The organism is Bacillus sp. NPDC077411 (assembly GCF_044543425.1).
In the GTDB taxonomy this organism is placed as follows: domain Bacteria; phylum Bacillota; class Bacilli; order Bacillales; family Bacillaceae_G; genus Bacillus_A; species Bacillus_A bruguierae.
In genome coordinates this window covers 418,636-442,804 of sequence record NZ_JBITWA010000001.1, presented here as the reverse complement: position 1 = coordinate 442,804, position 24,169 = coordinate 418,636, and the positions used below count along the sequence as shown (strand labels likewise).

At 37.6% G+C, this 24,169-nt stretch carries 24 protein-coding genes and 1 pseudogene; 12 read left to right on the top strand and 13 right to left on the bottom strand.

Features of this window, described 5'->3' with window-relative positions:
• Positions 1-32: 32 nt before the first annotated feature.
• Entirely contained in the window at positions 33-1,223 is a 1,191-nt protein-coding gene (locus ACIGHG_RS02265) for an ornithine--oxo-acid transaminase (RefSeq protein WP_090915743.1), read from the bottom strand.
• A gap of 151 nt (positions 1,224-1,374) precedes the next feature.
• Here ACIGHG_RS02265 and ACIGHG_RS02260 point away from each other — a divergent pair, with 151 nt between their 5' ends.
• Complete coding sequence (locus ACIGHG_RS02260) at positions 1,375-1,746, top strand: YisL family protein (protein WP_336472200.1); 372 nt, start codon at positions 1,375-1,377, stop codon at positions 1,744-1,746.
• Positions 1,747-1,818: 72 nt separating this feature from the next.
• On the opposite strand, the gene ACIGHG_RS02255 is transcribed toward ACIGHG_RS02260, so the two are convergent.
• Positions 1,819-2,370: a DUF2777 domain-containing protein gene (locus tag ACIGHG_RS02255; RefSeq protein ID WP_396546959.1), complete on the bottom strand. Its 552-nt coding sequence runs from the start codon at positions 2,368-2,370 to the stop codon at positions 1,819-1,821.
• A 142-nt stretch (positions 2,371-2,512) separates the two neighbouring features.
• Here ACIGHG_RS02255 and asnB point away from each other — a divergent pair, with 142 nt between their 5' ends.
• Positions 2,513-4,360 carry an asparagine synthase (glutamine-hydrolyzing) gene (asnB, locus tag ACIGHG_RS02250; protein ID WP_336472198.1) on the top strand — a complete coding sequence of 616 codons (1,848 nt, stop codon included), beginning with the start codon at positions 2,513-2,515 and terminating at the stop codon, positions 4,358-4,360.
• 175 nt (positions 4,361-4,535) lie between these two features.
• On the opposite strand, the pseudogene ACIGHG_RS02245 reads toward asnB, so the two are convergent.
• The 3 genes and pseudogenes from ACIGHG_RS02245 to ACIGHG_RS02235 form a co-directional block, all read right to left on the bottom strand.
• Positions 4,536-4,623: pseudogene (locus tag ACIGHG_RS02245) on the bottom strand (zinc ABC transporter permease); the annotation flags it as partial.
• Between the two features lie 26 nt (positions 4,624-4,649).
• Entirely contained in the window at positions 4,650-4,877 is a 228-nt protein-coding gene (locus tag ACIGHG_RS02240) for a hypothetical protein (protein WP_090915750.1), read from the bottom strand.
• A 220-nt stretch (positions 4,878-5,097) separates the two neighbouring features.
• Positions 5,098-6,372 carry an ammonium transporter gene (locus tag ACIGHG_RS02235; protein WP_396546957.1) on the bottom strand — a complete coding sequence of 425 codons (1,275 nt, stop codon included), beginning with the start codon at positions 6,370-6,372 and terminating at the stop codon, positions 5,098-5,100.
• 221 nt (positions 6,373-6,593) lie between these two features.
• Here ACIGHG_RS02235 and ACIGHG_RS02230 point away from each other — a divergent pair, with 221 nt between their 5' ends.
• Positions 6,594-7,937 (top strand): alpha-amylase family glycosyl hydrolase, encoded by a 1,344-nt coding sequence (locus ACIGHG_RS02230; protein ID WP_396546955.1) that lies wholly within the window; start codon positions 6,594-6,596, stop codon positions 7,935-7,937.
• Between the two features lie 56 nt (positions 7,938-7,993).
• On the opposite strand, the gene ACIGHG_RS02225 is transcribed toward ACIGHG_RS02230, so the two are convergent.
• A complete protein-coding gene (locus ACIGHG_RS02225) occupies positions 7,994-8,485 on the bottom strand; it encodes a YajQ family cyclic di-GMP-binding protein (protein WP_090915756.1) in 492 nt (163 codons plus the stop codon).
• Between the two features lie 200 nt (positions 8,486-8,685).
• On the opposite strand from ACIGHG_RS02225, the gene ACIGHG_RS02220 reads away from it, so the two are divergent.
• Positions 8,686-9,540, top strand: coding sequence for a CvfB family protein (locus tag ACIGHG_RS02220; RefSeq protein ID WP_090915758.1), 855 nt, complete (start codon positions 8,686-8,688; stop codon positions 9,538-9,540).
• 35 nt (positions 9,541-9,575) lie between these two features.
• Here ACIGHG_RS02220 and prsA read toward each other — a convergent pair whose 3' ends face one another.
• Both prsA and ACIGHG_RS02210 read right to left on the bottom strand, forming a co-directional pair.
• Positions 9,576-10,433, bottom strand: coding sequence for a peptidylprolyl isomerase PrsA (gene prsA / locus ACIGHG_RS02215; RefSeq protein WP_396546953.1), 858 nt, complete (start codon positions 10,431-10,433; stop codon positions 9,576-9,578).
• Positions 10,434-10,637: 204 nt separating this feature from the next.
• Positions 10,638-10,769, bottom strand: a complete 132-nt coding sequence (locus tag ACIGHG_RS02210) for a DUF3941 domain-containing protein (protein ID WP_098306147.1) — start codon at positions 10,767-10,769, stop codon at positions 10,638-10,640.
• Positions 10,770-10,874: 105 nt separating this feature from the next.
• On the opposite strand from ACIGHG_RS02210, the gene ACIGHG_RS02205 reads away from it, so the two are divergent.
• Positions 10,875-11,732, top strand: a complete 858-nt coding sequence (locus tag ACIGHG_RS02205; RefSeq protein ID WP_336472194.1) for a YitT family protein — start codon at positions 10,875-10,877, stop codon at positions 11,730-11,732.
• A 44-nt stretch (positions 11,733-11,776) separates the two neighbouring features.
• Here the strand turns inward: ACIGHG_RS02205 and ACIGHG_RS02200 are convergent, their stop codons facing one another.
• The 3 genes from ACIGHG_RS02200 to ACIGHG_RS02190 all read right to left on the bottom strand — a co-directional run bounded on the left by ACIGHG_RS02200 (position 11,777) and on the right by ACIGHG_RS02190 (position 13,028).
• Positions 11,777-11,980 (bottom strand): DUF3813 domain-containing protein, encoded by a 204-nt coding sequence (locus ACIGHG_RS02200; protein ID WP_090915798.1) that lies wholly within the window; start codon positions 11,978-11,980, stop codon positions 11,777-11,779.
• Positions 11,980-12,120, bottom strand: a complete 141-nt coding sequence (locus ACIGHG_RS02195; RefSeq protein WP_035437292.1) for a hypothetical protein — start codon at positions 12,118-12,120, stop codon at positions 11,980-11,982. Before ACIGHG_RS02195 ends, ACIGHG_RS02200 begins: the two co-directional genes overlap by 1 nt.
• A 98-nt stretch (positions 12,121-12,218) precedes the next feature.
• Complete coding sequence (locus ACIGHG_RS02190) at positions 12,219-13,028, bottom strand: Cof-type HAD-IIB family hydrolase (protein ID WP_396546950.1); 810 nt, start codon at positions 13,026-13,028, stop codon at positions 12,219-12,221.
• Between the two features lie 394 nt (positions 13,029-13,422).
• Between ACIGHG_RS02190 and ACIGHG_RS02185 the strand changes: the two genes are divergently transcribed.
• The gene (locus ACIGHG_RS02185) at positions 13,423-13,602 is read left to right on the top strand and encodes a YjzC family protein (RefSeq protein ID WP_242221120.1); all 180 of its coding nucleotides are present in this window, start codon (positions 13,423-13,425) and stop codon (positions 13,600-13,602) included.
• Positions 13,603-13,758: 156 nt separating this feature from the next.
• Positions 13,759-16,365, top strand: a complete 2,607-nt coding sequence (clpB, locus tag ACIGHG_RS02180; protein WP_396546948.1) for an ATP-dependent chaperone ClpB — start codon at positions 13,759-13,761, stop codon at positions 16,363-16,365.
• A 31-nt stretch (positions 16,366-16,396) separates the two neighbouring features.
• On the opposite strand, the gene ACIGHG_RS02175 is transcribed toward clpB, so the two are convergent.
• Entirely contained in the window at positions 16,397-16,582 is a 186-nt protein-coding gene (locus ACIGHG_RS02175) for a YjzD family protein (RefSeq protein WP_090915806.1), read from the bottom strand.
• Positions 16,583-16,737: 155 nt separating this feature from the next.
• Between ACIGHG_RS02175 and ACIGHG_RS02170 the strand changes: the two genes are divergently transcribed.
• Genes ACIGHG_RS02170 through ACIGHG_RS02160 form a run of 3 tightly spaced genes read left to right on the top strand, consistent with a single transcriptional unit; the run spans position 16,738 to position 18,598 of the window.
• The gene (locus ACIGHG_RS02170; protein ID WP_336472191.1) at positions 16,738-17,469 is read left to right on the top strand and encodes an alpha/beta hydrolase; all 732 of its coding nucleotides are present in this window, start codon (positions 16,738-16,740) and stop codon (positions 17,467-17,469) included.
• A 48-nt stretch (positions 17,470-17,517) separates the two neighbouring features.
• On the top strand, positions 17,518-18,378 hold the full coding sequence (locus tag ACIGHG_RS02165) for an NAD-dependent epimerase/dehydratase family protein (RefSeq protein ID WP_336472190.1): 861 nt from the start codon (positions 17,518-17,520) through the stop codon (positions 18,376-18,378).
• A gap of 40 nt (positions 18,379-18,418) precedes the next feature.
• Complete coding sequence (locus ACIGHG_RS02160; RefSeq protein ID WP_020059831.1) at positions 18,419-18,598, top strand: ComZ family protein; 180 nt, start codon at positions 18,419-18,421, stop codon at positions 18,596-18,598.
• Between the two features lie 377 nt (positions 18,599-18,975).
• Here the strand turns inward: ACIGHG_RS02160 and ACIGHG_RS02155 are convergent, their stop codons facing one another.
• The gene (locus ACIGHG_RS02155; RefSeq protein WP_396546944.1) at positions 18,976-22,104 is read right to left on the bottom strand and encodes an efflux RND transporter permease subunit; all 3,129 of its coding nucleotides are present in this window, start codon (positions 22,102-22,104) and stop codon (positions 18,976-18,978) included.
• Positions 22,105-22,269: 165 nt separating this feature from the next.
• Here ACIGHG_RS02155 and ACIGHG_RS02150 point away from each other — a divergent pair, with 165 nt between their 5' ends.
• Together ACIGHG_RS02150 and ACIGHG_RS02145 are read left to right on the top strand one after the other, a co-directional pair.
• Positions 22,270-23,142, top strand: coding sequence for a TetR/AcrR family transcriptional regulator (locus tag ACIGHG_RS02150; protein ID WP_336472188.1), 873 nt, complete (start codon positions 22,270-22,272; stop codon positions 23,140-23,142).
• An 80-nt stretch (positions 23,143-23,222) separates the two neighbouring features.
• The gene (locus ACIGHG_RS02145; protein ID WP_336472187.1) at positions 23,223-24,155 is read left to right on the top strand and encodes a beta-ketoacyl-ACP synthase III; all 933 of its coding nucleotides are present in this window, start codon (positions 23,223-23,225) and stop codon (positions 24,153-24,155) included.
• The last annotated feature ends 14 nt before the right edge of the window (positions 24,156-24,169 follow it).

Sequence of the window (24,169 nt, the reverse complement as noted above, 5' to 3'; positions counted from 1 at the left end):
GGTTGCCTCTTAACAGGCAACCTTCTTCGATATTAAGATAATACCTCTTTAATTTTTTCAAATGCCCATTGTAGATCTTCTTCAGAAATAACAAGAGGCGGAGCAATGCGGATTACATTTTCATGTGTTTCTTTACATAGTAAACCAGCTGCTTTTAATTGTTCACAGTAAGGGCGTGCAGGTTCATTTAATTCGATACCGATAAATAATCCTCTTCCGCGCACATCTGTAATCATTGGATTGTCAATTTCGCGTAATTGATTTAACAGCTTTTCTCCTAATTGTAAAGAACGTTCTGTTAATTTTTCTTCTAATAGTACATCTAGAGAAGCAAGAGAAACTGCACAAGCTAGTGGATTACCACCGAACGTAGAACCGTGAGAGCCTGGCTCAAATACTCCTAAAATGTCACGGTTTGCAGCAACGCAAGAAATTGGGAATACACCGCCGCCTAGCGCTTTTCCAAGAATGTACATATCAGGAATGATATTGTCCCAATCGCATGCAAATAATTTTCCTGTACGGCCTAAACCTGTTTGAATTTCATCTGCGATAAATAATACATTTTCTTCTTTACATACATTGTATGCTTCTTGTAAGAAACCTGCTGGTGGAATGTTAATGCCAGCTTCGCCTTGGATTGGCTCTAAAATAAATGCAGCTGTATTTGGTGTAATCGCTTCTTTTAATGCTTCAATGTCGCCGTAAGGAATGACAACAATACCTGGAAGCATTGGTCCAAATCCGCGTTTATATTCGTCATTGGATGACATGGATACGGCACCCATTGTTCGGCCATGGAAGTTATCCACACATACAATGATTTCGGCTTTGTTGTCTTCTACTTTTTTCACATCATATGCCCAGCGTCGCGCTGTTTTGATAGCGGTTTCAACAGCTTCCGCACCTGTATTCATTGGTAAAATCATTTCTTTATTAGTTAACTTTGCAACTTTTTCATACCAAGGACCTAATTGATCGCTGTGGAACGCACGTGATGTTAATGTTACACGCCCTGCTTGGTCGATAAGCGCTTGAATAATTTTTGGATGGCGATGACCTTGGTTTACTGCAGAATATGCACTGAGCATGTCCATATAACGGTTGCCTTCTGGATCTTCTACCCAAACACCTTCAGCTTTCGTAATTACGATTGGAAGTGGATGATAGTTATTTGCTCCGTATGTTTCTGTTATTTCGATAATGTCTTTTGTTTGAATCATGCTAGTTCCCCCTTTGTTTTTACAAGAAGTTTGTAAATACTCTAAATATTATATCATTTGAGTAGAAAAAAAGCGAAATATTTCCTGAAAAGAAATGGACGTGGTATTATGTAAAGTGAGAAAGTTTGGGGAAAGAGGAGGAAGAGATTACATGACAACACATATGCATATTACTGCGTGGGCATTAGGTTTGATTTTATTCTTCGTTGCGTATTCCATGTACACAGCGGGAAAAAAAGCAACAGGTGTACATATGGTACTTCGTTTGATGTACATCATTATTATTGTAACGGGTGTTTTATTGTACATGGGTATTGCAAAAACTGCTACAGCACAAGCACACATGTTGTATGGTATCAAAATGCTTGGTGGTGTATGGGTAATTGCTGCGATGGAAATGATTCTTGTGAAAATAAGTAAACGGAAAACAACAGGGGCGTTTTGGGCTCAATTTGTTATTGCGTTTTTAGTTGTGTTATATCTTGGTTTACGATTACCACTAGGATTTGCGCCATTTGCGTAATATAAAAAATGAGGATGCTTTCAAAAGTGGATACTCCATCCCTTTTGTAACATCCTCATTTTTATTATCATGTCAATTGTGAAAATGCAATTCATCTCCATCCGCTTTTGTAATTTTAAATAGATCCTTATTGTTGGTAGAATAGCGGACATAATGGTGATGGAGGGCGCAAATCATTTCTTCATTATCAAATAAGAGAATATTAACGCCTTCGCATGAATGGTCTTTTGGCTGGAATGATAAAAAATTGTGAGCATAGATGCAGTCGTATAAAGAGTAGCCCAGTGATTGTAATGTTTCCGCGACAAGTGAAAAAGATGAATCTGAAAGCTCTTCTATCCACTCATAATAGCTTGAAAGCAACCTTTTTCGAATGCGAATGGTTTCACCGTTTTGCAGCGGATGATGTTCATTTGCTACTTGCAAAATATTATGTTCATAAAAACGAGCAGGTAACCAATTATTGTTATATAAAATCTCAAATCCATCTTCAATCATCTCTTCTAGTAAAAAAGCTTCATCGCTTTCTTCGTCAAAAAATATCCATTCTTCGTTTATATATTCAACATTTCCAATTGTATGAGCACGCGGTTGACTATACAAAATATGTTTACGTTGTTTCATTCGTGTTCGCTCCTTTTCAAATAGAAGTTTCTGTTCTTGTTATAGACAGTTCAGTCTTTCTTTATAACAATGGCACATAGAATCAAAATTGGGCATAGAATAAAAACAGACTGCGGATATGAGATGAGAAAGGGTGATCGCAATGTGTGGCATTACAGGGTGGGTTGATTATACAAAAGTGTTATTACAAGAAAAAGAAGCAATAACGAAGATGGCCGAAACGCTCGCGAAAAGGGGCCCGGATGATACGAACGTTTGGCTTCGTAATCGTGTTGCTTTTGGGCATAAACGGTTAATCGTTGTCGATCCAGAAGGCGGTAGACAACCGATGGTGCGGGAGAAAAGAGAAGAACGTTACGCCATTTGCTATAACGGCGAACTATATAATACAGAAGATATTCGGAAAGAATTGCTGCAAAGAGGTTATACGTTTAAGGGGCATTCTGATACAGAAGTGTTGCTCGCTTCTTATGTGGAATGGAAAGAACAGTGTGTGAATCATTTAAATGGTATTTATGCATTTGCTGTATGGGATGAACAGGAAGAAAAAGTTTTTATTGCGCGTGATCGTTTAGGAGTAAAGCCACTATTTTATAAACATGATGCTGGGCGATTGTTGTTTGGCTCAGAATTAAAAGCGATTTTAGCTCATCCTGATGTGAAGACGGAGATTACGACAGAGGGATTAGCAGAAGTATTTGGATTAGGTCCGTCTCGAACTCCTGGGCATGGTATATTTGCTGGAATCGATGAATTGCGCCCAGGTCATGCACTTACATTTTCAAAAGATGGTTTAAAAGTTTGGCGCTATTGGAACGTTGTGAGTGAAGAGCACACACATAATTTTGAAGAAACGGTCGAGCAAGTTCGGTTTCTACTGCAAGATGCCATTACAAGACAGTTAGTATCGGATGTTCCGCTTTGTACATTTTTATCAGGCGGCGTCGATTCTAGCGCGATTACCGCATTTGCAGCGATGGCGTATGAGCGAGAAGGAAAAGGGAGGCTTCATACGTATTCAATTGATTATGAAGATAACGAAAAATATTTCAAATCAAATGCATTTCAGCCAAATTCAGATACTCCGTTTATTACATTAATGACAAATACATTTGATACGATCCATCATCGCTGTGTGATTTCTAATGAAGATTTAGCGGAACATTTAACGGAAGCCGTAATTGTTCGTGATTTGCCGGGGATGGCGGATATTGATTCTTCCTTACTATGGTTTTGCCGAGAAGTTAAACAAGATTTTGTCGTAAGTTTATCAGGTGAATGCGCTGATGAAATTTTTGGTGGCTATCCGTGGTTTTACCGCGAAGAGGATTTACAATCCAGTGCGTTTCCATGGATGCGGTCAACAGAGGCGCGTGAACAGTTGTTAAAAAAAGAATGGCGCAAAAAACTTAATTTACAAGAGTATGTTCAGTATCGCTATGAAGAATCAGTGCGTGAAACTCCGGTGTTAGAAGGAGAAAGCATACTGGATACAAAAAGAAGACAGTTATTTTATTTAAATATGATTTGGTTTATGACAACGCTGCTTGACCGAAAAGACCGAATGAGTATGGGAGCTAGCCTAGAAGTGCGTGTGCCGTTTGCAGATCATCGCCTTGTCGAATATGCGTGGAATATTCCTTGGGAAATGAAAATGTATAAAAACCGCGAAAAAGGTCTATTGCGCAAGGCTTTAGAAGGTGTCTTGCCAAATGATGTGTTGTATAGAAAGAAAAGCCCATACCCGAAAACGCATAATCCATACTACACGAAGGCTGTCACTTCATGGCTACAAGAGCTATTAACGGATAAACAGTCGATTCTCCATGAATTATTTGATAACGACCAGTTGCATGGATTAATTGAATCAGGTGGCAGTGCATTTCAAACGCCTTGGTTTGGGCAACTCATGACAGGGCCACAGCTGTTGGCGCATTTAGGGCAAATTCATGTTTGGTTTAAGGAGTACAATATAAATATTAAAGAATAAAACTGAAGGTCATGGCGTATAAGCTATGACCTTGTTTCTAATAAGCGTATTTGAAATCTTTTCCCTCTTCCGTTGTTGTTAATGTAATAGGTAACAGATTGAAATATCTTTTATTCCTTCTACACACGATTAGAACGAATAGATTTCCAAGCCCATTGAATGCATAGATCGCAAATTAAAAATAATATAAGGACAAGTGTAATAGTTGCCCCGGGCGGTGTCCCTAATTTATATGAAGACGTGAGTCCTGAAAACATGTTAAAGAAAAAAGGAAAGCAGAAGGCTTTCCTTAGAGATAGTATGTTGAACCAAACGGAATTGTTGAGAAATCAGTTGGATATATGACATAATGATGTGCAACATGGTGGGGTATAACATGATGATATACGACATGTGCAAAAAGAGGATCTGTTGCCATCACTTGATGAATTGCATGAAGTGTCTGTTGTGCAGCACCATATGTGACGGCGGCACCCGCACCTGCTTGTCTTGTGGTGTTAAAAACTGGATTTATCATAATAATTCATAGAGCTCCTTTATAATAGTTGAATTCTTTTTATATGTTATGCCCTATATCTAGGGAAAGAGCGTACCTTTAATCAAATTAGGGAGATTACCTATTAAGTAGTTTTATGAATCCATTTCAGATAATCCGGATTTCGTAAGTTGAAGAAGTATATAGAAGAAAGAGGATTTCAATATGAAATCCTCTTTTTGTAATTTTGTTTAAAGGCGAGCTATTTAGAAGAATGGTTTAACTTTCCATCTAAAATATCTCCAATAAGTGGAGTTTCGACTTGCTCATATGCTCTTTCGCCGTGAAGGGAAAGGTCGAGTCCCATTTTCTCTTCATGTTCATGTGCACGAACGGGGAGGAATAAGCTGATTCCTTTAATGATTGCATACGTCACTACAGCTGTAAATGCGTAGGTCGCTCCAATTGCGAGGAGTTGTTTCCAAAGAAGTGCAGCATTTCCGTAAAATAGTCCGTCTGCGCCTGCGCTATTAACGGATGTTGTAGCGAAAAGTCCTGTTGCAATGCCGCCCCAAGTTCCGCCAATACCGTGACAACCGAAGGCATCGAGCGCGTCGTCGTAACCGAGCTTATGTTTTAGGAAATAGACTGCTAAAAAGCAAAGTGCCCCGCCGATTGCCCCGATAATAAGAGCGGAGGGTGGTGTTACGAACCCGCAAGCTGGTGTAATTGCGACGAGACCAGAAACAGCTCCGCAAGCGGCACCTAGTACAGTTGGTTTTGTTTGGAAGAACCATTCCGCCAGCATCCATGTGAGCGCAGAAGCTGCAGCAGCAGTATTTGTATTAATAAAAGCGGCGAGGGCAACGTCATTTAACGTTAATGTGCTGCCGACGTTAAAACCGAACCAGCCAAACCATAATAAACCTGCTCCTAGAATTGTGAATGGTAAATGATGCGGTGAAGAGTCATGAGCATCTTTTCGTTTTCCGAGGAAAATAGCTAATACGAGACCAGCCACGCCGGATGTAATGTGGACAACATTGCCCCCTGCGAAATCAAGTGCACCGAGTTCACGAAGCCATCCGCCGATGCCCCAAACCCAATGAGCAACGGGATCGTATACAAGTGTCGTCCAAAGTAAGATGAAGATAAGAAAAGCGGAAAACCGCATTCGTTCTGCGAATGCACCGGAAATTAAAGCGGGAGTTAAAATTGCGAACATCAGTTGAAACATCATGAATAAGTTATGCGGAATTGTCGCGCTGTAGGCTTCATTTGGTGTGAAAGTAACATTTTGTAGACCGAACCAATCAAAATTACCGATGAGCCCATTCCAATCAGGCCCGAATGCTAAAGAATAACCGATGAAAATCCACTGAATGGACACGATTGCCATTGCACTATAACTGTGCATCGTTGTACTAAGTACATTTTTACTGCGAACCATTCCTCCGTAAAATAAAGCGAGCCCAGGTGTCATAATCATCACCATGACGGTGGCTAAAAAAAGAAATACTGTATCCTCCATATGCATCGTTTTCCCTCCTGTTATGTTATATAAGTTCACATCAAATGAATATATTTAGTATCATATTCAATAAATAAAAATAAATCAACAGATTTTTCTAAATATTTAATTTATTATGTAAGGAAATATAACATGTCATATTTCTATATGACCAAAATGCGCTAGTATACGAGAGGAGTGTAAATTGTTATACTTTTCTTATAATTAGAAAATTTGGAGGAAGCAATGTGAAGAGGGAGTTAGGGAAATATTTTTTATGTTTCATATGTCTATTGTTTGTATTTCAATTATCCATTCCTGTGTCAGCGAAGGAGACGAGGCAGTGGCAAGATGAAATTGTGTATTCTATTATGATCGATCGTTTTAATAATGGTGATTCTAGAAATGATAAAGAGATTGATACGAATCATTTAGATGCATATCAAGGAGGGGATATTCAGGGGATTATAAAACGACTTGATTATATAAAAGAGATGGGCTTTACTGCTGTTTTGTTGTCACCGCCCACTGCAAGTAGTAGTTATGATGGGTATCATCCAACTGATATAACAAAAATGAATGAACATTTTGGCCAGGTGAAGGACATGCAGCAACTCGTTCAAGAAGCGCACCGGCGAGATATGAAAGTTATGTTTGAATTTGTAGTGGATAATGAAAATAAAACGAGCACGATTGAATATGCGAAACATTGGATTAAGGAGACGGATATAGACGGTTATCATTTGATACATAACGAGAATATTCCGAAGTCAGTTTTGAATGAAGTGATTGCATCTATGCAGAGTGTGAAACAAGATTTTTTTGTAATAGCGGATACGCAAATAGAAGGAGCGAAAGGTGTATTGAATCAGGCTTATCAAGAGCGCATGACAGATGTGTTTGCAAAGCCGAATGTTTCTGTAAAGCCGTTGTATGATGTGACGAAAAGCAGCGGTGATACTCTAGAGGGGACGTTTGTAGATAATAGCCAAACGGAGCGTTTTGTTAGAAAAGCAAAAGAAAATAAATATTTTCCACCAGCCCGCTTGAAATTAGCGCTTGCCTATTTATATACATCACCCGGCATTCCGTTTGTATACTACGGCACTGAAATTGCATTAGATGGAGGGGAGGTGCCTGATAATCGCCGTTTAATGGATTTTAAAGCGGATGAGAAGTTTTTGCAGTATATAGGGAAATTAGGAGAACTTCGCAAAACATTACCATCTCTTCGTTACGGAACATTTGAACTATTATATGATAAAGATGGTATGAGCGTAATAAAGCGCAAGTATAAAGATGAAACAACGCTTATCGCGATTAATAACACGACAGAAACAAAAAAAGTGGAACTTGTTGCAAATGAATTTGGGAAAGATCATGAGCTGCGCGGATTGTTAGAAGATGATAGGGTGCGAGAAGAGAACGGAAAATATTACATTGTGTTGAAAAGAGAAACTGCGAATGTATATGCACTTGCAGGAAAATCAGGATGGAACTGGTCGTTTATTGCTGCTTTAGTAGGTGTGAATGTGTTATTTATCATCTTTCTTGTATTGGTAAAGAAACGAAAAGGGGCTGAATCCTATTGAAAAATAAAAGAAGCTGACCCAAAAGTGGATTTTGGTCAGCTTCTTTTTATGTACGCTTATCGGTAGTTGATAAATTGTACGTCGATTGATAAATCAGCTCCGCGCACAGCTGCGATAACTGCTTGTAGGTCATCACGGCTTTTTCCTGTTACACGAACTTGGTCATCTTGTACTTGTGTTTTTACTTTTAATTTTAAGTCTTTAATAATGTTATTAATTTTTTTAGCATTTTCTTTATCAATGCCTTGTTGTAATTTTGCGCGTTGACGTACTGTCCCGCCAGAAGCGCTTTCTACTTTTCCGTAATCTAAGTTTTTGATCGGAACTTCACGCTTAATTAATTTTGAAATCAAAACGTCTTTTACTTGATCAAGTTTATACTCATCATCAGAAGTTAAAACGATTTCCTCTTTTTCTAATTTAATATCACTTTTGCTTCCTTTAAAGTCATAACGATTTTGAATTTCTTTTAAAGCAATGTTAATAGCGTTTGTTACTTCTGGAAACTCTACTTTTGAAACGATATCAAAAGAACTATCTTTTGCCATAATAAGCACCTCCAAATTAAACTCCACCTTTATTATAGTGAATTTTGGTCAGTTGGACAAATAAAGGAAAAAACGTGTATAATGAAACTTTGTTTGGAATGATAAAAAATAATATAAAGCTGTTCTCGATGCGGGTGTTTTTATATGAAGATAACACCTGTTAGAATAAGATAAAGTATATAGAGAAGGGAATTAAAACTATGAAGTTACAACCAGGAGCGATTGAAGAAGTAACGGTTTTACGCGAAACAGAAATTGGATATATGGTCGGTTACGAAGAAGATGAAGTGTTTTTACATAAAAATGAGGTTGCTGGAGAAATTGAAGAAGGCGACACGATTGATGTGTTTTTATATCATGATCATCAAGAGCGTTTAGCAGCAACGATGAAAACGCCGCTTATTACAACGGAAGATTGGAATTGGGTAAAAGTTGTGGAAGTGAAGCCTCGTTTAGGGGTGTTTGTTGATATCGGTGTTTCGAAAGATATATTAATTCCAGCTGATGAGTTTCCAATTTATACACCAGTATGGCCGCAAGAAGACGATGAGTTATATTGTACATTAAAATTAACAAATCGCGGCCGTTTAATTGCTCTTCCAGCAAGAGATGCGGATATGCAAGAAATTGTAGTAGAAGCGACGCCATCTATGCGCAATAAAAATGTAAATGGTCGTGTGTATCGTTCGTTGCAAGTGGGATCATTTGTATTCACGGATGAACATTTTCGTGCCTTCTTGCACCATTCTGAACGCAAAGAGCAAGTGCGTATTGGAGAACGCGTAACAGGACGTATTATTGATGTGAAAGAGGACGGAACAATTAATATTTCTCTTCTTCCTCGTAAAGAAGAAGGGATGGAAGATGATGCAGCTGTTATTTATGAATATATGGAAAGCCGCGGCGGTGCAATGCCGTTTTGGGATAAGAGTTATCCAGAAGATATTGGGGAGCGTTTTAATATGAGTAAAGCAGCTTTCAAACGTGCTCTTGGTAAATTGATGAAAGAAGAAAAGGTTTATCAAGAAGAAGGTTGGACATATTTTAAAAAGTAATATAAAAAATAGCCGAACAAATGTAATTTGTTCGGCTATTTTTGTGGTTGTTCAAAACGTGTAAAAGTATCTTTTAAGTCGCTGTCTTTTACTTTAATGTTTTCTTTCTTTAATTCGTCTATTAATACTTTTTGACGCCACGTATTATCTTGTATACGCTCAACCTCAAGTGTTTTGCGAATGGAATTTTTTACTTCGTCGTATGGCTTTAAATCTTTTTTGTCTGTCAATTTAATAATATGGTAGCCTTTTGTTGATTTTACAGGTTCACTTATTTCACCGACATGTAATTTATAAGCAGCATCTTCAAATTCAGGTACCATTTTTCCAGGACCGAAGTAACCTAAATCTCCATCTTTTTCTTTTGAAATAGTATCTTCAGAATATTTTTTTGCTAAATCTTCAAATGATGCACCGCTATTAAGTTGTCTTTTTATATCGTTGGCCGTTTGTTCATCGTTTACTAAAATTTGACTAGCTTTAATTTCTGGTTTATATCGGGCTTTTATGTCTCTTTCAGTTATCGTTTGCTTAATTGCTTTATCGATAGCTAAACTAGAGCGGATTTGTTTTTTTAAATCGTCTTCGTTTTTCATTCGGTTACTTTCAAGGAACATTTTAAAATTATCGCCTGCTTGTTCTTTCACTTTTTTAAATTCCTTATCAACTTCATCATCGGACACTTTATATTTTTTAGTCATAATATCTTGTGCCATCATTTCATAGAGCATATCTTTTCCGAAGCGTTCTTTTAACGCCTTATCAAATTCGCCTTTTGTTATCGTACTAGTAGTAGAAGTTGCGATTGGATCGGAACTTTCTTTTGGATCGCAGGCAGCTAACATTAATGTACCGAGCGCTGCTGCCGCAATAAATAATTGTTTTCGTTTCATGTAAACACCTCATCCGAAAGTTGTTGTTTCTATTGTAGAAAAAGAAAGTGAACATGATGTGAATTCGAGATGACTTTTGTAGAAATAAAAAAGTACATCAACGAAAATGTCGATGTACGAGGAGGGCTTGTTCGTATTAAGTAGAGGATCTGAGTTTAAATCATAAGAATAAAATGAGTTAATTATAAGTGAGAAAATCGTTTACTATAGATGATCCGTCTTTTTGGAGTAAGCGAGTTTTCCTTGCTGTATATTCTTTTGTTGTTCTTCGTTTTTTTGCGTGCGTTTTGCGTTGTTATCACGCGCTTTTTTGTCGTTGTCACTTGTATGAGGCATATGATTCAACTCCCTTCATAACGGTTGTATGTTTATCATTTCCGTTTTCGTTAAGACTATGTATAATGTATACGATGGAATTTATATAAAGGTGGACTGGGAGATATGGACTTAAAACTGAATTATGCTGAGCTTACCAAAAAATTAGTCGTTGTTATCGTTGCCGGTTTGTTGAATGCGATTGGAATGAACTTATTTTTAACACCAGCGAAAGTGTATGCTAGTGGTTTTGCTGGATTATCGCAATTGCTTTCACAAGTGTTAGGAGATTTTCTGTCAATACATATTTCAACGGGAGTTCTTTTTAGTTTGTTTAATATTCCTGTTGTTATTTTAGCTTGGAAAAAAGTAGGGAAGTCGTTCACATTATTTAGTTTTTTAAGTGTCGTATTTATGACGTTGTTTTTAGAGATAGTACCAGTAAAAGCTGTATCTCATGATATTATTTTAAATGCCATTTTTGGAGGGGTAATTTCTGCAGTAGGAGTAGGACTTGCTTTAAAGTGGGGAGCCTCAACAGGCGGTTTAGATATCATCGCGATGATTTTATCTAGAGTGAAAGATAAGCCGGTCGGAACGTATTTCTTCTTGTTTAATGCGATTATTATTACCCTGGCCGGTTATTTATATGGTTGGGAAAAAGCGCTTTATACGTTAGTGACATTATATGTATCTTCACGTATTATTGATGCCATACATACGCGTCATGTGAAAATTACGGCATTTATTGTAACGAAAAATGGAACAGAGGTGCGAAAGGCAATTCATGAACGATTAGTTCGAGGAATTACTACAGTTCCAGCGATAGGTGCGTTTACAAATGAAAATAAAGAGATGTTAATGATCGTTATTACTCGCTACGAGTTATATGAATTAGAAAGAGTTATAAAAAAAGTAGATCCAGGTGCATTCACAAACGTTCTCGAAACAGTTGGGGTGTTTGGATTGTTCCGTAAAGATTAATAAAAGAGGACCGCGTTTGGTCCTCTTTTTGTTTGTTCCTCTAGTTACAGTTGCTCGCCTGTTGAAATGCTTTGCAGTTTTTCTTGCATTTCGCGCAATTGTACTTTTTCGGCAGTAGAAGAATTCGTATAAGCGGACAGCAATGCATTTTTTGCTTTATTAACAAGTGCTTGCTGTTCGCTGTCATTTGAACAAGATACGGCTTGTGAGACGGCATCTCGTGCTTGTTGGAATAGTAAGTTACCCATTAGAACCCTCCGAGAGAAGAGTTATTTCGTTCTTTTTCTGCTTCAGCTAACGTACCACGGTATGGGAATCTTGCGTCGTGTTTCATAACAGAATCTGACCCTTGTTGTACGAAACGTTTTGATTTGTTCTTTTTACCCATTCGTAATGCCCCCTTTTAGCAGAAAAGCATGGACACATTTGTTGTGTCTCCTATAGTATGTGCGCTTGGCGTCATACTATAAGCAGGGAATTTTCACCTTACAATCCAAGTGCCTCCTCTAAATAAAGAGCAATTCCATCTTCTTCGTTTGATAATGTTACGCGATTTGCTAATGATTTTAATTCTGGAATGGCGTTCCCCATGGCGATTCCATGTCCGGCAAATTCGATCATTTCAAAATCATTATCTTCATCACCAAACGCAATGATACGTTCTTTTGGGATATTGTAGTAACTTGAAATTTTTTGAAGGCCAATTGCTTTATTTAACCCGCTTTTCACAATTTCAATAATCGGCCAAGGAGCTCCCCATTTGCGGTGATCAATTACTTCTGCATGCATATCTGTTAAATGTTGACGAATAGAATTTGATTTTGACTCATGTGCATCAATTAATAAGCAAGTTGGATGATCTCGTAAAATATCGAGTAAATCACCTGTGAAGATTTTCGGAGAGCCAAATTCGAAAATATGTTTTTTGTCTTCATCAAGTTGTTTCACGTATACATCATCAATCACTTCTGCGTAAATATTTTCTACTCCAAATTCCATACATGCACGAACGATTTCTTGTGCAGTAGTAAGTTCAAGTGGAGAGTGATGCGTTCCCCAGTTCGTATCAAGTGGATGATGAACGTATGCGCCGTTAAAATTTACAATCGGTGTATTTAATCCAAGTTCCTTATAATATGCATGACTCGCACGAAATGGACGGCCAGTTGAGATAACAACGATATGGCCTTGTTCTTTTGCTTTTGTAATGGTTTGTTTTGTACGAGTTGAAATCATTTTTTGATCTGTAAGTAAAGTGCCATCTAAATCTAATGCAATTAAATGTTGTTTTTTCATGCGTCTCACACCTTTTATAAAAAGTTTTGTGTATATTCATCTTAATTCCTGCATGATTGCGTTGTCTACTATTTGTCATTGGTAACGAGAAAAGTCAAGTTTTTTTCTGAAAGTTCGAATAATGTTCCTTTCCTTTTGTACAATTTGTGAAAGGGGTTACAATGTGATGATTATCGTGTTTATAATGAGAATGTAATCTTCTCGTATAAGTTGTTTGACTCTCCTTTGATACTGGTCTTTATGGCCAGTTTTTTTTGTTTCCACATATACTGATTTATTTCCTGCTAAAATGTGTAATTTCATTATATGAGCATGGTTTCCTAAACATAACAGAAAAGGTTTTCTAAAATGGGACATACTAAAGATGTAATGATGGAATGGAAGGAGAATGAATATGGGACAAAGTCATCGATTCCGAGCTGGTCAAAAAGCACCGAATGACGGCATTTATGTTGAAATTGGTGAAACAGGAAGTATGGTTAAGGATCCAAAAATGGTAAAGCTTTCTGCTGGAGATAAATTTCCAGGAGTTACAAATCAAAATAGACAATGGACATATAAAAGAAAACCATAACAAATCCCGCGGTTATAAGCTGCGGGATTTATTGTGGTGAATAAATTTAAAAAATAAGATTGTCATAAAGTCCTCTTTGTTGAATAAAATGGGTAATTTGTCGTATAATCAAATCAAAGGTCAAAAAAAGTCAAACTATAAAGGAGTTGTGGCGCGATGGACTTAAATCGAATGACGACAAAAACACAAGAAGCGATTATGGGTGCACAATCAATTGCTACTAAGCATCATCACCAAGATATTGATATTGTACATCTTTTAGCCGCGCTTCTTCAGCAGCAAGATGGATTAGCAATTCGTATTTTTCAAAAGATGAATGTAAATATAGATCAGTTCGTGCAAGGGGTAGAACGCCTGTTGAAGCGAAAGCCAGCGGTTACAGGAGGAGGCACGGAAGCAGGGAAAGTTTATATTACAAGTGCTCTTCAGGGGCTGCTTGTAAGGGCTGAAGAAGAAGCGAAGCATTTGCAAGATGATTATATTTCAGTGGAACATATTCTTCTTGCGTTATGTGATGAAAAGAGAACGAATGATATACGTGAATTATTTACGTCGCTTCGTATTACGAAAGAAGCGTTATTGCAAGCATTAACAGAAGTTCGGGGGAATCAAAGAGTGACGAGTCAAAATCCAGAAGTAACATACGAAGCTTTAGAAAAATATGGTCGTGATTTAGTAGCGGAAGTAAGACAGGGGAAAATTGATCCAGTCATTGGACGTGATAGTGAAATCAGACGCGTGATTCGCATTTTATCGCGTAAAACAAAAAATAATCCTGTATTAATTGGTGAACCTGGTGTTGGGAAAACGGCAATCGTTGAGGGATTAGCGCAGCGTATTGTCCGCAAAGATGTACCGGAAGGATTAAAAGATAAAACGATTTTTTCACTTGATATGAGTGCGCTTGTTGCAGGTGCGAAATTCCGCGGTGAATTTGAAGAACGTCTGCAAGCGGTCTTAAATGAAATTAAAAAAAGTGAAGGAAAGATTTTATTATTTATCGACGAGCTGCATACAATTGTTGGTGCGGGAAAAACAGAGGGAGCAATGGATGCCGGAAATATGTTAAAACCAATGTTAGCGCGCGGCGAGCTGCATTGTATCGGAGCGACAACACTTGATGAATATCGTAAATATATTGAGAAAGATCCGGCATTAGAGCGTCGTTTCCAACAAGTATTAGCAGAAGAGCCGACAGTTGAAGATACGATTTCTATTTTGCGCGGTTTAAAAGAACGATTTGAAATTTATCATAGTGTGAATATACATGATCGTGCTCTTGTTGCAGCTGCAACGTTATCAGATCGCTATATTTCTGATCGTTTCTTACCGGATAAGGCAATCGATTTAGTTGATGAAGCATGTGCAACGATTCGGACAGAAATTGATTCGCTGCCAACAGAGCTAGACGAAATAACACGTCGTATTATGCAGTTAGAAATTGAAGAGGCTGCGCTAAGTAAAGAAACAGATCGGGCAAGTAGGGAACGCCTGCAAACATTGCAGCGTGAGTTGTCGGATTTAAAAGAAAAAGCAAGTGGAATGCGGGCGCAGTGGCAAAAAGAGAAAGAAGAAATTCATAAAGTGCGCGATTTACGCGAAAGTTTAGAGCGGTTGCGAAGAGAGCTAGAAGAAGCGGAAGGAAATTATGATTTAAATAAAGCAGCAGAGCTTCGTCACGGCAAAATTCCAGCTGTAGAAAAAGAATTGAAAGAAGCAGAAGAAGCAAGTGCGAATAAACAGCAAGATAACCGTCTTCTTCGTGAAGAAGTAAGTGAAGAAGAAATTGCGAATATCGTATCGCGCTGGACTGGTATTCCGATTGCAAAGCTCGTAGAAGGAGAACGTGAGAAGCTGCTTCGTTTAGAGCAAATTTTATCAGAGCGTGTCATCGGACAAGAAGAAGCGGTCGGTCTTGTGGCAGATGCAGTATTACGTGCTCGTGCGGGAATTAAAGATCCGAATCGTCCGATTGGTTCGTTTATTTTCTTAGGACCAACAGGTGTTGGGAAAACGGAACTTGCGAAAACATTGGCACAGTCTTTATTTGATAGCGAAGAACAAATGATTCGAATTGATATGTCAGAGTATATGGAAAAACATGCCGTATCCCGTTTAATTGGAGCACCTCCTGGGTATGTCGGGTATGAAGAGGGCGGACAATTAACAGAAGCTGTGCGCCGTAAACCGTATTCTGTTATTTTATTAGATGAAATTGAAAAAGCGCATCCAGAAGTGTTTAATATTTTACTGCAAATGTTAGATGATGGGCGTATTACAGACTCACAAGGACGTACAGTTGATTTTAAAAATACAGTCATTATTATGACGTCTAATATCGGATCGCAATATTTATTAGAAGGATTAGGAGAAGATGGCTCTATTCAAGAAGAAGCAAGAAACCTTGTAATGGGACAACTTCGCGGTCACTTCCGTCCAGAGTTTTTAAATCGAGTGGACGAAATTATTCTCTTTAAACCACTTACGACAAATGAGATAAAAGGTATTGTTGATAAAATTGTGAAAGAGCTGCAACATCGTTTAACAGATCGTCATATTACAGTGGAACTTACAGATGTTGCAAAAGAGTTTGTTATAGAGTCTGGGTTTGATCCAATGTACGGTGCACGTCCGTTAAAACGCTATGTACAGCGTCAAATTGAAACGAAGTTAGCGCGTGCGCTCATTGCAGGCACGATTACAGATCATAGTCATGTATTGATTGATGTGTTAAATAACGAGTTAGCTATTAACGTTCAATAAAAAAGAGTCCGGGTATCCGGACTCTTTTTTATTAATGCTGCTGTGCAGGTTCGTTTGGAATTAATGCTCCAAGTGCGATCACAAGTACAGTAATAACTACAGAAAAAATAGACGCTTGCCCAAAATCGTATGTAACGCCTGGCGTCATAGAGCTAATTACGTAGCTCATCATTTGCACAAGCAAGAACGACCAGATAAAGGCCCAAATTACACGCATCTTTTTACACCTCTATTCGTTCAGTTTGTCTTTATTGTATCATAACTCGAAAAAGAATATAGAAAAATATTTGTCGTTTTTGCAAAGCAAATTGCTCTTCGTATCATACATTATAAAAGAGTAAATTTGATGTTGTCATATAAGGCGGGAGAAGTATGAGTATTACGGAACGTTTTTTCTTTTTAGAACAAGAGCCATGCGTGATTCACTTGCCGGAAAAGCCAAATGGATTCGGTATATTGCTATTAGGCGACTACAATTACTTTATTGAGAATGGTACAAGTTTATGGCTTCAGCATGCAGGACGGCTGCAACTTTTAAACGAATTGCGAAAGAAGGGCTATACAGTCTTTTCCTCTAATTTATACGGTAGACATTGGGGGAATGAACAGGCGGTACGTCTGGCGAAGCGATTGTATCATATTGTTATGAAAAAGGAAATTTTGAACGAAAAGATTCATATCATAGCAGAAGGGATGGGTGCGCTTGTTGCTCTGCAAATGATGGCGCAATATCCAGAATGTGTGCGTTCGGTTCTTATGTTTAATCCGTGTCTTCATTTACCAGCACATGTTGAATTTGAAAAAGAGCACAAATTTTTTTATAAGCGATTAATTCGTGAATTGATGCAAGCATATGATGCAACGGAATCAGAATTAGAACGAAAAATTGAAAAGAAAGCATTTCCATATTTAGTATCCTCCGTTCCAGTAAAAATATTTGTATCTGCTCAAGAAAAAAAAGAACGGAAACAGTTGTTTCGGGAATATGAAAAGAAACGTTTGCAAGAGAATTGTCCGACTTCATTATCATTTCATCTACAGGATGTAAAATATAAAATGGCGCAAAATGCATGTCAGTTTTTTAAGTGGTATGAAGATTTATAAAGCTCCTATACATAAGGAGCTTTTTATGTATGTGAGGAGGGAGCGAAAATGAAACGAGTAATTGTCGTTGGGGCGTTAACGTTTATAGGTTATCATCTTGTGCAGAAGTTTCTTGAAGAAGAAATTGAAGTGTATGCGTTTGATTTTGATGATATGAACAGTGTTTCCAAAATAAATGAAGAAAAATTATGTTTGATTGGTCGAAATGCATTGTTTATGTATTTTGCTTTGCGGGATCATGACGGATGGGAAGTTTTGGAGAAAACAGATATTGATGCTGCATACTTTTGCTTATGTGAGCCGAATCAGCAAAAGAATTTTAGAAATGAACGCACCATATTGCAATATGTAAAGCGATTTGAGAGTTTTTGCAGACGAAAAAAAATAAAATTCGTTATTTCATCTTCTGTAGAAGTGAGTCATGCTTCTAGTGATAATGAAAATAGTATGCTTTTTTCAAAAATTGAACGAGAAGTACAAAAAGGCGATGCAGATTACTGCATACTACGTGTTCCGGCAGTATATGGACCGTGGCAACCATCATTTATGACGTATCACCATATCATTCTAGCAGGGTTAAAACAACAAACGATTTCTCTTCCTATAGAAGAATGTACATGTGATCTTTTGTATGTTGAAGATGTTGCGAACTGTTTATATACGATTGGTCAAAGGAAGTTGGAAATGAAACTATATGCTCTTTGTAGTGAAGAGAAAAACCGGTGGCAAAAAGGAATTGAAATATTACAGAAAACAGGGGGGGATCAAATACAGAAGAAAGAGTGTCTAAAAGGTGATGAGGAAAAGATAGTTGTTCCCAGTAAGTTTTCCTTAGAAAAGGGGATGCTGCGTCAAATTTCTCATATAAAAAAATATAGGAAGTTATACGAGACAAGTAACACGTGGTAAACTGGAAAAGAAAGTTTTGATGTGGAAAGGATGAGGAAATGTGAACGAAAAAAATATGCAGTTTTTACAAATCGCAATGAAGCATTTACCAGAAGCAAAGGCGATTTTAGATGATCACGGTGTGGCATTAGATATGGCAAAAGCGCAGCCTGTATTGGAATTATTAATGAAGGTTATGGGCGAAGCGTATGAACTTGGGAAAGCGGATGCAAAAGAGTAAAATAAATACGAATTGAAAAACCGACATAAAAACCACTTTCTTTTTAGGGTGGGTGAGAGCATCTGGCCGTGCATAGAAGCGGTCAGGGCCTTTTTCTGCCACGTGCAAGGTTAAAACAAAAGGAGAAAGCAAGTAGCTGTCATGTTATTTTCTACATAGCATTGACTTGTCGGTCTGAAAAATAAAAAAGTGAGACCTTTCCGTTTTGATGGAAAGGTCTCGCTTTTTTATCCCGCATTAACGGGCAGTAAGATCCCCACCTCAATATTGAAAGGGAAGCAAAGAAGAGAGGTGGGGATAACTGCCCATAAAAGCCCGATTGGGTGGGCTTTCCATCAGTGGGGATGAAGAAAAATCCCACTGATGGAAGTTTCACTTTATTTAGCTACTTTGTTTTTTCGTTTGAATTTACTTACTACTTCATACACAATTGGTACGATTAATAATGTTAATAGTGTAGAGCTTGTTAATCCACCGATTACTGTGACGCCAAGACCTTTTGAGATAAGGCCGCTTCCTTCAAAGCCTAATGCAAGTGGAAGTAAGGCGCCAATCGTTGCGATAGCCGTCATTAAAATTGGGCGTAATCTTGTCGCACCAGCTTCTAATAATGCTTCGCGCGTCGTAAAACCTTCGCGTTCTTTATGAATAACGCGGTCAATTAATACGATGGCGTTTGTAACAACGATACCGATTAACATAAGGGCACCAATCATTGCAGAGATGCTTAATGTTTCACCGGAAATTAGTAAGGCAACAACGGCACCGATTATCGTAAATGGAAGCGAGAATAAAATCGCAAATGGCGCCAGTGCCCCGCCGAATGTTATCACAAGAACGAAGTATACAATCGCAATGGCAGCTAACATCGCTAAGCCAAGTTGTGTAAAGGATTCTTGAATATCTTTAGATACACCGTCCATTGACACCTCAATGCCAGATGGTAAGTCTAGCTTATCTACTTCTTTTTGAATATTTTGAGAAGCTTTTGCGACATCGTCTGTTGTTGGTTTTGCAGTTACTTCTGCATATACGCGGCCGTCCCGTCTTGTTACGGTATTAGACGTTTCTCCTTCTTTTACAGTCATAATGTCTTTTACAGCCACTTCCGTACCAAACGGCGTTTGTACTTTTCGATTTGTTAAATCATCGACGTTTTCGTAGTTTTGTTTGTTCACTTCAACATACACATTCATCTCTTTGCCGTCTTTTTTAACTGTTGTTAAGACAGGGCGTTCGTGAGAGTCGGAAAGTCCCATGCCTACCTGCGCGGTAGTTAGTCCGAGTTTACTTAACTTCTCTTGATCTGCCACTAATGTGTATTCATCGTATGTTTTGGAAATGCTCGAGTCGATATCTTTTAACGTTTTATCTTTTTTCATGATATTTTGAATCTCTTTTACGACAGGTTTAATCTCTTCTAAATTATCGCCGTATACGTATAACTTGATTTCATTGTTGCCTCCGCCAGATGAGAAGTCTTGGTTTTTCCATTCTCCTTTGTTTGTCATCTTTTGCAGATCTTTAATAACTTTTTCTTTTTCTTTCTCAAAGTTCTTTGTATCGTTTTTGTATTGAACAAAGAATAATGCTTGATTCGATTTACCTGGGCTCATCGGATTTTCTCCGCCAAGTGAGAATTGAATTGTTTTCACATCTTTATTTTTCTTAAAATAATCTTCTGCTTTTGTTGCAATATTTTCGACATCTTGCAATGTTTGCCCAGGTTCTGGATTATAAGAGGCAATTACTGTTTTCTCTTCTTCAGATGGTAAGAAACTTACACCTACAATCGGCAGAAGTGCAATGCTTCCTACTAATAATAAAACCGCAATGCTAGACGTAATAATTTTATGGTTTAATACCCATTCTAGAAGGCGTTTATATCCATTAGCAAGTTTACTTGGCTTCTCTTCATGATTATGTTGTTGTTTTTCTTTCATACTTTCCTTTTTAAATAAAGAGTGTGCCATCATTGGAACAACTGTGACAGCTACAAGAAGAGATGCTAATAAGGCGAAAACAATTGTCAAAGCAAATGGTAAGAATAGTTCACCGATCATTCCTTTTACAAGACCGAGCGGTAAAAAGACCGCGATGGTTACGATTGTAGATGACATAATTGGAACGAACATTTCTTTCGTTGCTTCGCGAATTAAGTCTCTTCCTTTTAATTTTTCATCAGATAAAGCCATGCGCCGGTAAATATTTTCAATAACAACGATTGAATCGTCGACAACGCGGCCGATAGCGACAGTCATTGCCCCAAGCGTCATGATATTTAATGTAATATCCATTTCTTTTAATAATAAAATTGCAATTAATAAAGAAAGTGGAATTGAAATGACAGAAATAAGTGTTGTTCGAATGTTACGCAAGAACAACATGATGATAATAACAGCGAAAATGGCACCAAAAATAGCTTTACTTAACATTGTGCTAACTGATTTTTCGATTGGCGCACCTTGGTCGAATGTTGAAGTGATTTCGATGTTATCAAATTTCTTTTCAAAATCATTTGCTTTGTTCTTTACAGCATTTACAACGTCAACTGTATTCGCATCAGCAGCTTTTACAATTTGTAGGCTGATAGCTTCTTTTCCGTTTGTACGCGAGATGGATTCTGCTTTTCCAACTTGTTTGATATCGGCAATATCTTGCAATGATACAGTTGGAATAGCCAATGCTTGCCCAGCTGCAGCTGGATTCATATTAGGCTGCTGCGCCTGAACCGGTCCGTGTGAACTCCCTTGATTTGTAGAAGGGATAAGCGGGATTTTCATTTCTTTTAAAGAATTTAACGTTGTAATATTGCCATCTACAACAACGGATTTTTCTTTATCTTTAAATGTATACAGTCCGAGCGGCATAGAAACGTTAGAACCTTTAATCATGTTCTTGACTGTCTCTTCGCTAAGGCCTAATTCTTTCATTTTCTCTTTATTAAAGACAAGTTGTACTTCTTCTACTTGTTGACCTGAAATTTGAACAGAGGCAACGCCGTCTAATCCTTGTAAGCCTGGAACAATATCTTTTTCTACTCGCTGTGTTAGCTGTGCAAGAGATTCATTTTTATTTGTGACACTTAATGAAATAACAGGAAAAGCATTGATGCTAAGGCGAGAAATTTTCGGTTCTTTTACGCCTTCCGGTAAAGGTAAGTTAGCGAGCGCCTCTTTTACTTCTGTCTCTGCTTTTTCCATATTTTTATCAAAGTTATATTCTACTTGAACAGAAGATGCGTTTTGATAAGAAGAGGAACTGACAACGGTTACTCCGCTTAGGTTTTGCAGTCGTTGTTCGATTGGTTTCGAAATCTTTTCTGCTACTTCAGTTGGAGTAGCGCCAGGATACACAGTTGTCACTGTCACAAGTGGTGTTGTGATGTCTGGGATTGTTTCTAACTTCATACGAAGACCAGAATAAATTCCTGCAACCGTAATAATAATCGTTAATAGCCAGACGGCGAACTTATTGTTTAACGAAAAGTTAATCATTTTATTCATTTCTATGCTCCTTTTTATCGAAACTGACCAATCGGTCATAATAACCAAAGTATAAATGACTGACTGGTCAACAGTCAACGGAAAGGTAAAATATTGTGAACTACTTGCAATTTTTGACTGATGAGTCATAATGCGGATAAGAGTGTTTTTTAGGAGAGGAAAAAAATGAAGGAAAAAGAACGGTTAATTATTGAAACGGCAATTAAATTATTTGCGATGAAGGGCGTGAATGCAACGTCTATTCAAGAAATAGCAACAGAATGCGGTATTTCTAAAGGTGCTTTTTATTTGTATTTTAAATCGAAAGATACATTAGTATTGGCAACGCTCGAGTATTACTACGATCAGATTCAGAATAAACTGATGGATATTGAAAAAGAAGTATTACTTCCACGTGAGAAATTTGAAAAACAATTACATTGTCAGTTTTACGAATTACAACAAAAAAAAGAATTCATTATTATGTGTATGAGAGAAAATGTAATTCCCTTTAATAAAGAAGTAGAAGTATTTATGACGAGAATGAAACTAGAATCACATGCTTTTTATCGAAACAGTTTACTTTCTATTTACGGGGAAGAGATTGCCTCTCATCTTGTTGACTTAATTATTATGCTAGAAGGAATATCACGTGGATATTTAGAGCTAATTATCTTTAATATGGTAAATTTAGATATAGCGTATACGACAAAATTTATCTTAAAGAGAATGGATGATATCGTAGCGGGATTGCAACGTTCAAAGGACGAACCAGTCATTGTAGAACGAGAACTCAATCATTTTTTGTGCAATACGAATGTAATGAACGGACATAAGGAAGAATTATTTATAAATGAAATTATTAAGTTAAAGCGTGCGCTAGTAGACCAATTAGGAAGTGATGAATTAATGGTTACACTAGATGTACTGGAATCAGAAATGAAAACGGATCATCCGCGAGTTCCAGTTATTCAAGGGATGTTGTCCAACTTAAAATTGTATCCAGAATTGCGTGATTTTCGAGAAAGACTTGCAATGTACTATAAAATAACAAATTAATAATATATAGACAAAAGGAAACTTATCATTTAAAATTAGTACCAAGTCATAAGAATTGATATAAATCGGAGGGTTGTAATGTGAATGTAGGCGTTTTAGGGATCGGGAGATATGTGCCAGAAAGAGTTGTCACAAACTACGACTTAGAGAAAATAATGGATACATCTGATGAATGGATTCGAACAAGAACAGGGATTGAAGAAAGACGCATTGCTGATGATACAATAGATACTTCACATATGGCTGCGGAAGCTGCAAAAAAAGCACTTGAAGATGCAGGGGTTAGCGGAGAAGAAATTGATCTTATTTTAGTTGCAACAGTAACACCAGACCGTTCGTTTCCAGCGGTTGCTTGCGTAGTTCAAGAAGAAATCGGAGCAAAGCATGCAGCAGCGATGGATTTAAGCGCAGCTTGTGCTGGTTTTATGTACGGAATGATTACAGCGCAACAATTTATTCAAACTGGAACTTATAAAAATATATTAGTAGTTGGTAGCGATAAATTATCTAAAATTGTAGATTGGAATGACCGAAATACTGCTGTTTTATTTGGAGATGGAGCAGGCGCTGTTGTTATGGGGGCCGTTTCAGAAGGAAAAGGGATTCTTTCATTTGAATTAGGAGCGGATGGAAGTGGTGGTAAACACCTTTATCGTGATGAATATGTTATGATGAATGGCAGAGAAGTCTTTAAGTTTGCTGTTCGTCAGCTTGGTGATTCGTGTCTTCGTGTTTTAGAAAAAGAAGGTCTTACGAAAGAAGATGTAGACTTTTTAGTGCCTCATCAAGCAAATATTCGTATTATGGAATCAGCGAGAGAACGGCTAAATTTACCGCAAGAAAAAATGAGTACGACAATTTCCAAGTTTGGGAATACGTCAGCTTCTTCAATTCCGATTGCTATAGTAGAAGAATTGCAAAATGGACGTATTCAAGATGGCGATCTCATCATATTAGTTGGTTTTGGCGGCGGTTTAACATGGGGAGCAGTTGCTCTTCGTTGGGGTAAATAAGGACTGAGAGAAAA

Excerpts from the sequence above, each read along its gene's own strand:
- ACIGHG_RS02205 (WP_336472194.1), top strand. The coding sequence starts at position 10,875 with ATGGACTTAAAACTGAATTATGCTGAGCTTACCAAAAAATTAGTCGTT.
- ACIGHG_RS02260 (WP_336472200.1), top strand. The coding sequence starts at position 1,375 with ATGACAACACATATGCATATTACTGCGTGGGCATTAGGTTTGATTTTA.
- ACIGHG_RS02185 (WP_242221120.1), top strand. The coding sequence starts at position 13,423 with ATGGGACAAAGTCATCGATTCCGAGCTGGTCAAAAAGCACCGAATGAC.
- prsA (WP_396546953.1), bottom strand. The coding sequence starts at position 10,433 with ATGAAACGAAAACAATTATTTATTGCGGCAGCAGCGCTCGGTACATTA.
- ACIGHG_RS02175 (WP_090915806.1), bottom strand. The coding sequence starts at position 16,582 with ATGCGTGTAATTTGGGCCTTTATCTGGTCGTTCTTGCTTGTGCAAATG.
- ACIGHG_RS02200 (WP_090915798.1), bottom strand. The coding sequence starts at position 11,980 with ATGGGTAACTTACTATTCCAACAAGCACGAGATGCCGTCTCACAAGCC.
- ACIGHG_RS02225 (WP_090915756.1), bottom strand. The coding sequence starts at position 8,485 with ATGGCAAAAGATAGTTCTTTTGATATCGTTTCAAAAGTAGAGTTTCCA.
- ACIGHG_RS02220 (WP_090915758.1), top strand. The coding sequence starts at position 8,686 with ATGAAGTTACAACCAGGAGCGATTGAAGAAGTAACGGTTTTACGCGAA.
- ACIGHG_RS02190 (WP_396546950.1), bottom strand. The coding sequence starts at position 13,028 with ATGAAAAAACAACATTTAATTGCATTAGATTTAGATGGCACTTTACTT.
- ACIGHG_RS02155 (WP_396546944.1), bottom strand. The coding sequence starts at position 22,104 with ATGAATAAAATGATTAACTTTTCGTTAAACAATAAGTTCGCCGTCTGG.
- ACIGHG_RS02150 (WP_336472188.1), top strand. The coding sequence starts at position 22,270 with ATGAAGGAAAAAGAACGGTTAATTATTGAAACGGCAATTAAATTATTT.
- asnB (WP_336472198.1), top strand. The coding sequence starts at position 2,513 with ATGTGTGGCATTACAGGGTGGGTTGATTATACAAAAGTGTTATTACAA.
- ACIGHG_RS02235 (WP_396546957.1), bottom strand. The coding sequence starts at position 6,372 with ATGCATATGGAGGATACAGTATTTCTTTTTTTAGCCACCGTCATGGTG.
- ACIGHG_RS02255 (WP_396546959.1), bottom strand. The coding sequence starts at position 2,370 with ATGAAACAACGTAAACATATTTTGTATAGTCAACCGCGTGCTCATACA.
- ACIGHG_RS02265 (WP_090915743.1), bottom strand. The coding sequence starts at position 1,223 with ATGATTCAAACAAAAGACATTATCGAAATAACAGAAACATACGGAGCA.
- ACIGHG_RS02165 (WP_336472190.1), top strand. The coding sequence starts at position 17,518 with ATGAAACGAGTAATTGTCGTTGGGGCGTTAACGTTTATAGGTTATCAT.
- ACIGHG_RS02210 (WP_098306147.1), bottom strand. The coding sequence starts at position 10,769 with ATGCCTCATACAAGTGACAACGACAAAAAAGCGCGTGATAACAACGCA.
- ACIGHG_RS02170 (WP_336472191.1), top strand. The coding sequence starts at position 16,738 with ATGAGTATTACGGAACGTTTTTTCTTTTTAGAACAAGAGCCATGCGTG.
- ACIGHG_RS02195 (WP_035437292.1), bottom strand. The coding sequence starts at position 12,120 with ATGGGTAAAAAGAACAAATCAAAACGTTTCGTACAACAAGGGTCAGAT.
- ACIGHG_RS02240 (WP_090915750.1), bottom strand. The coding sequence starts at position 4,877 with ATGATAAATCCAGTTTTTAACACCACAAGACAAGCAGGTGCGGGTGCC.
- clpB (WP_396546948.1), top strand. The coding sequence starts at position 13,759 with ATGGACTTAAATCGAATGACGACAAAAACACAAGAAGCGATTATGGGT.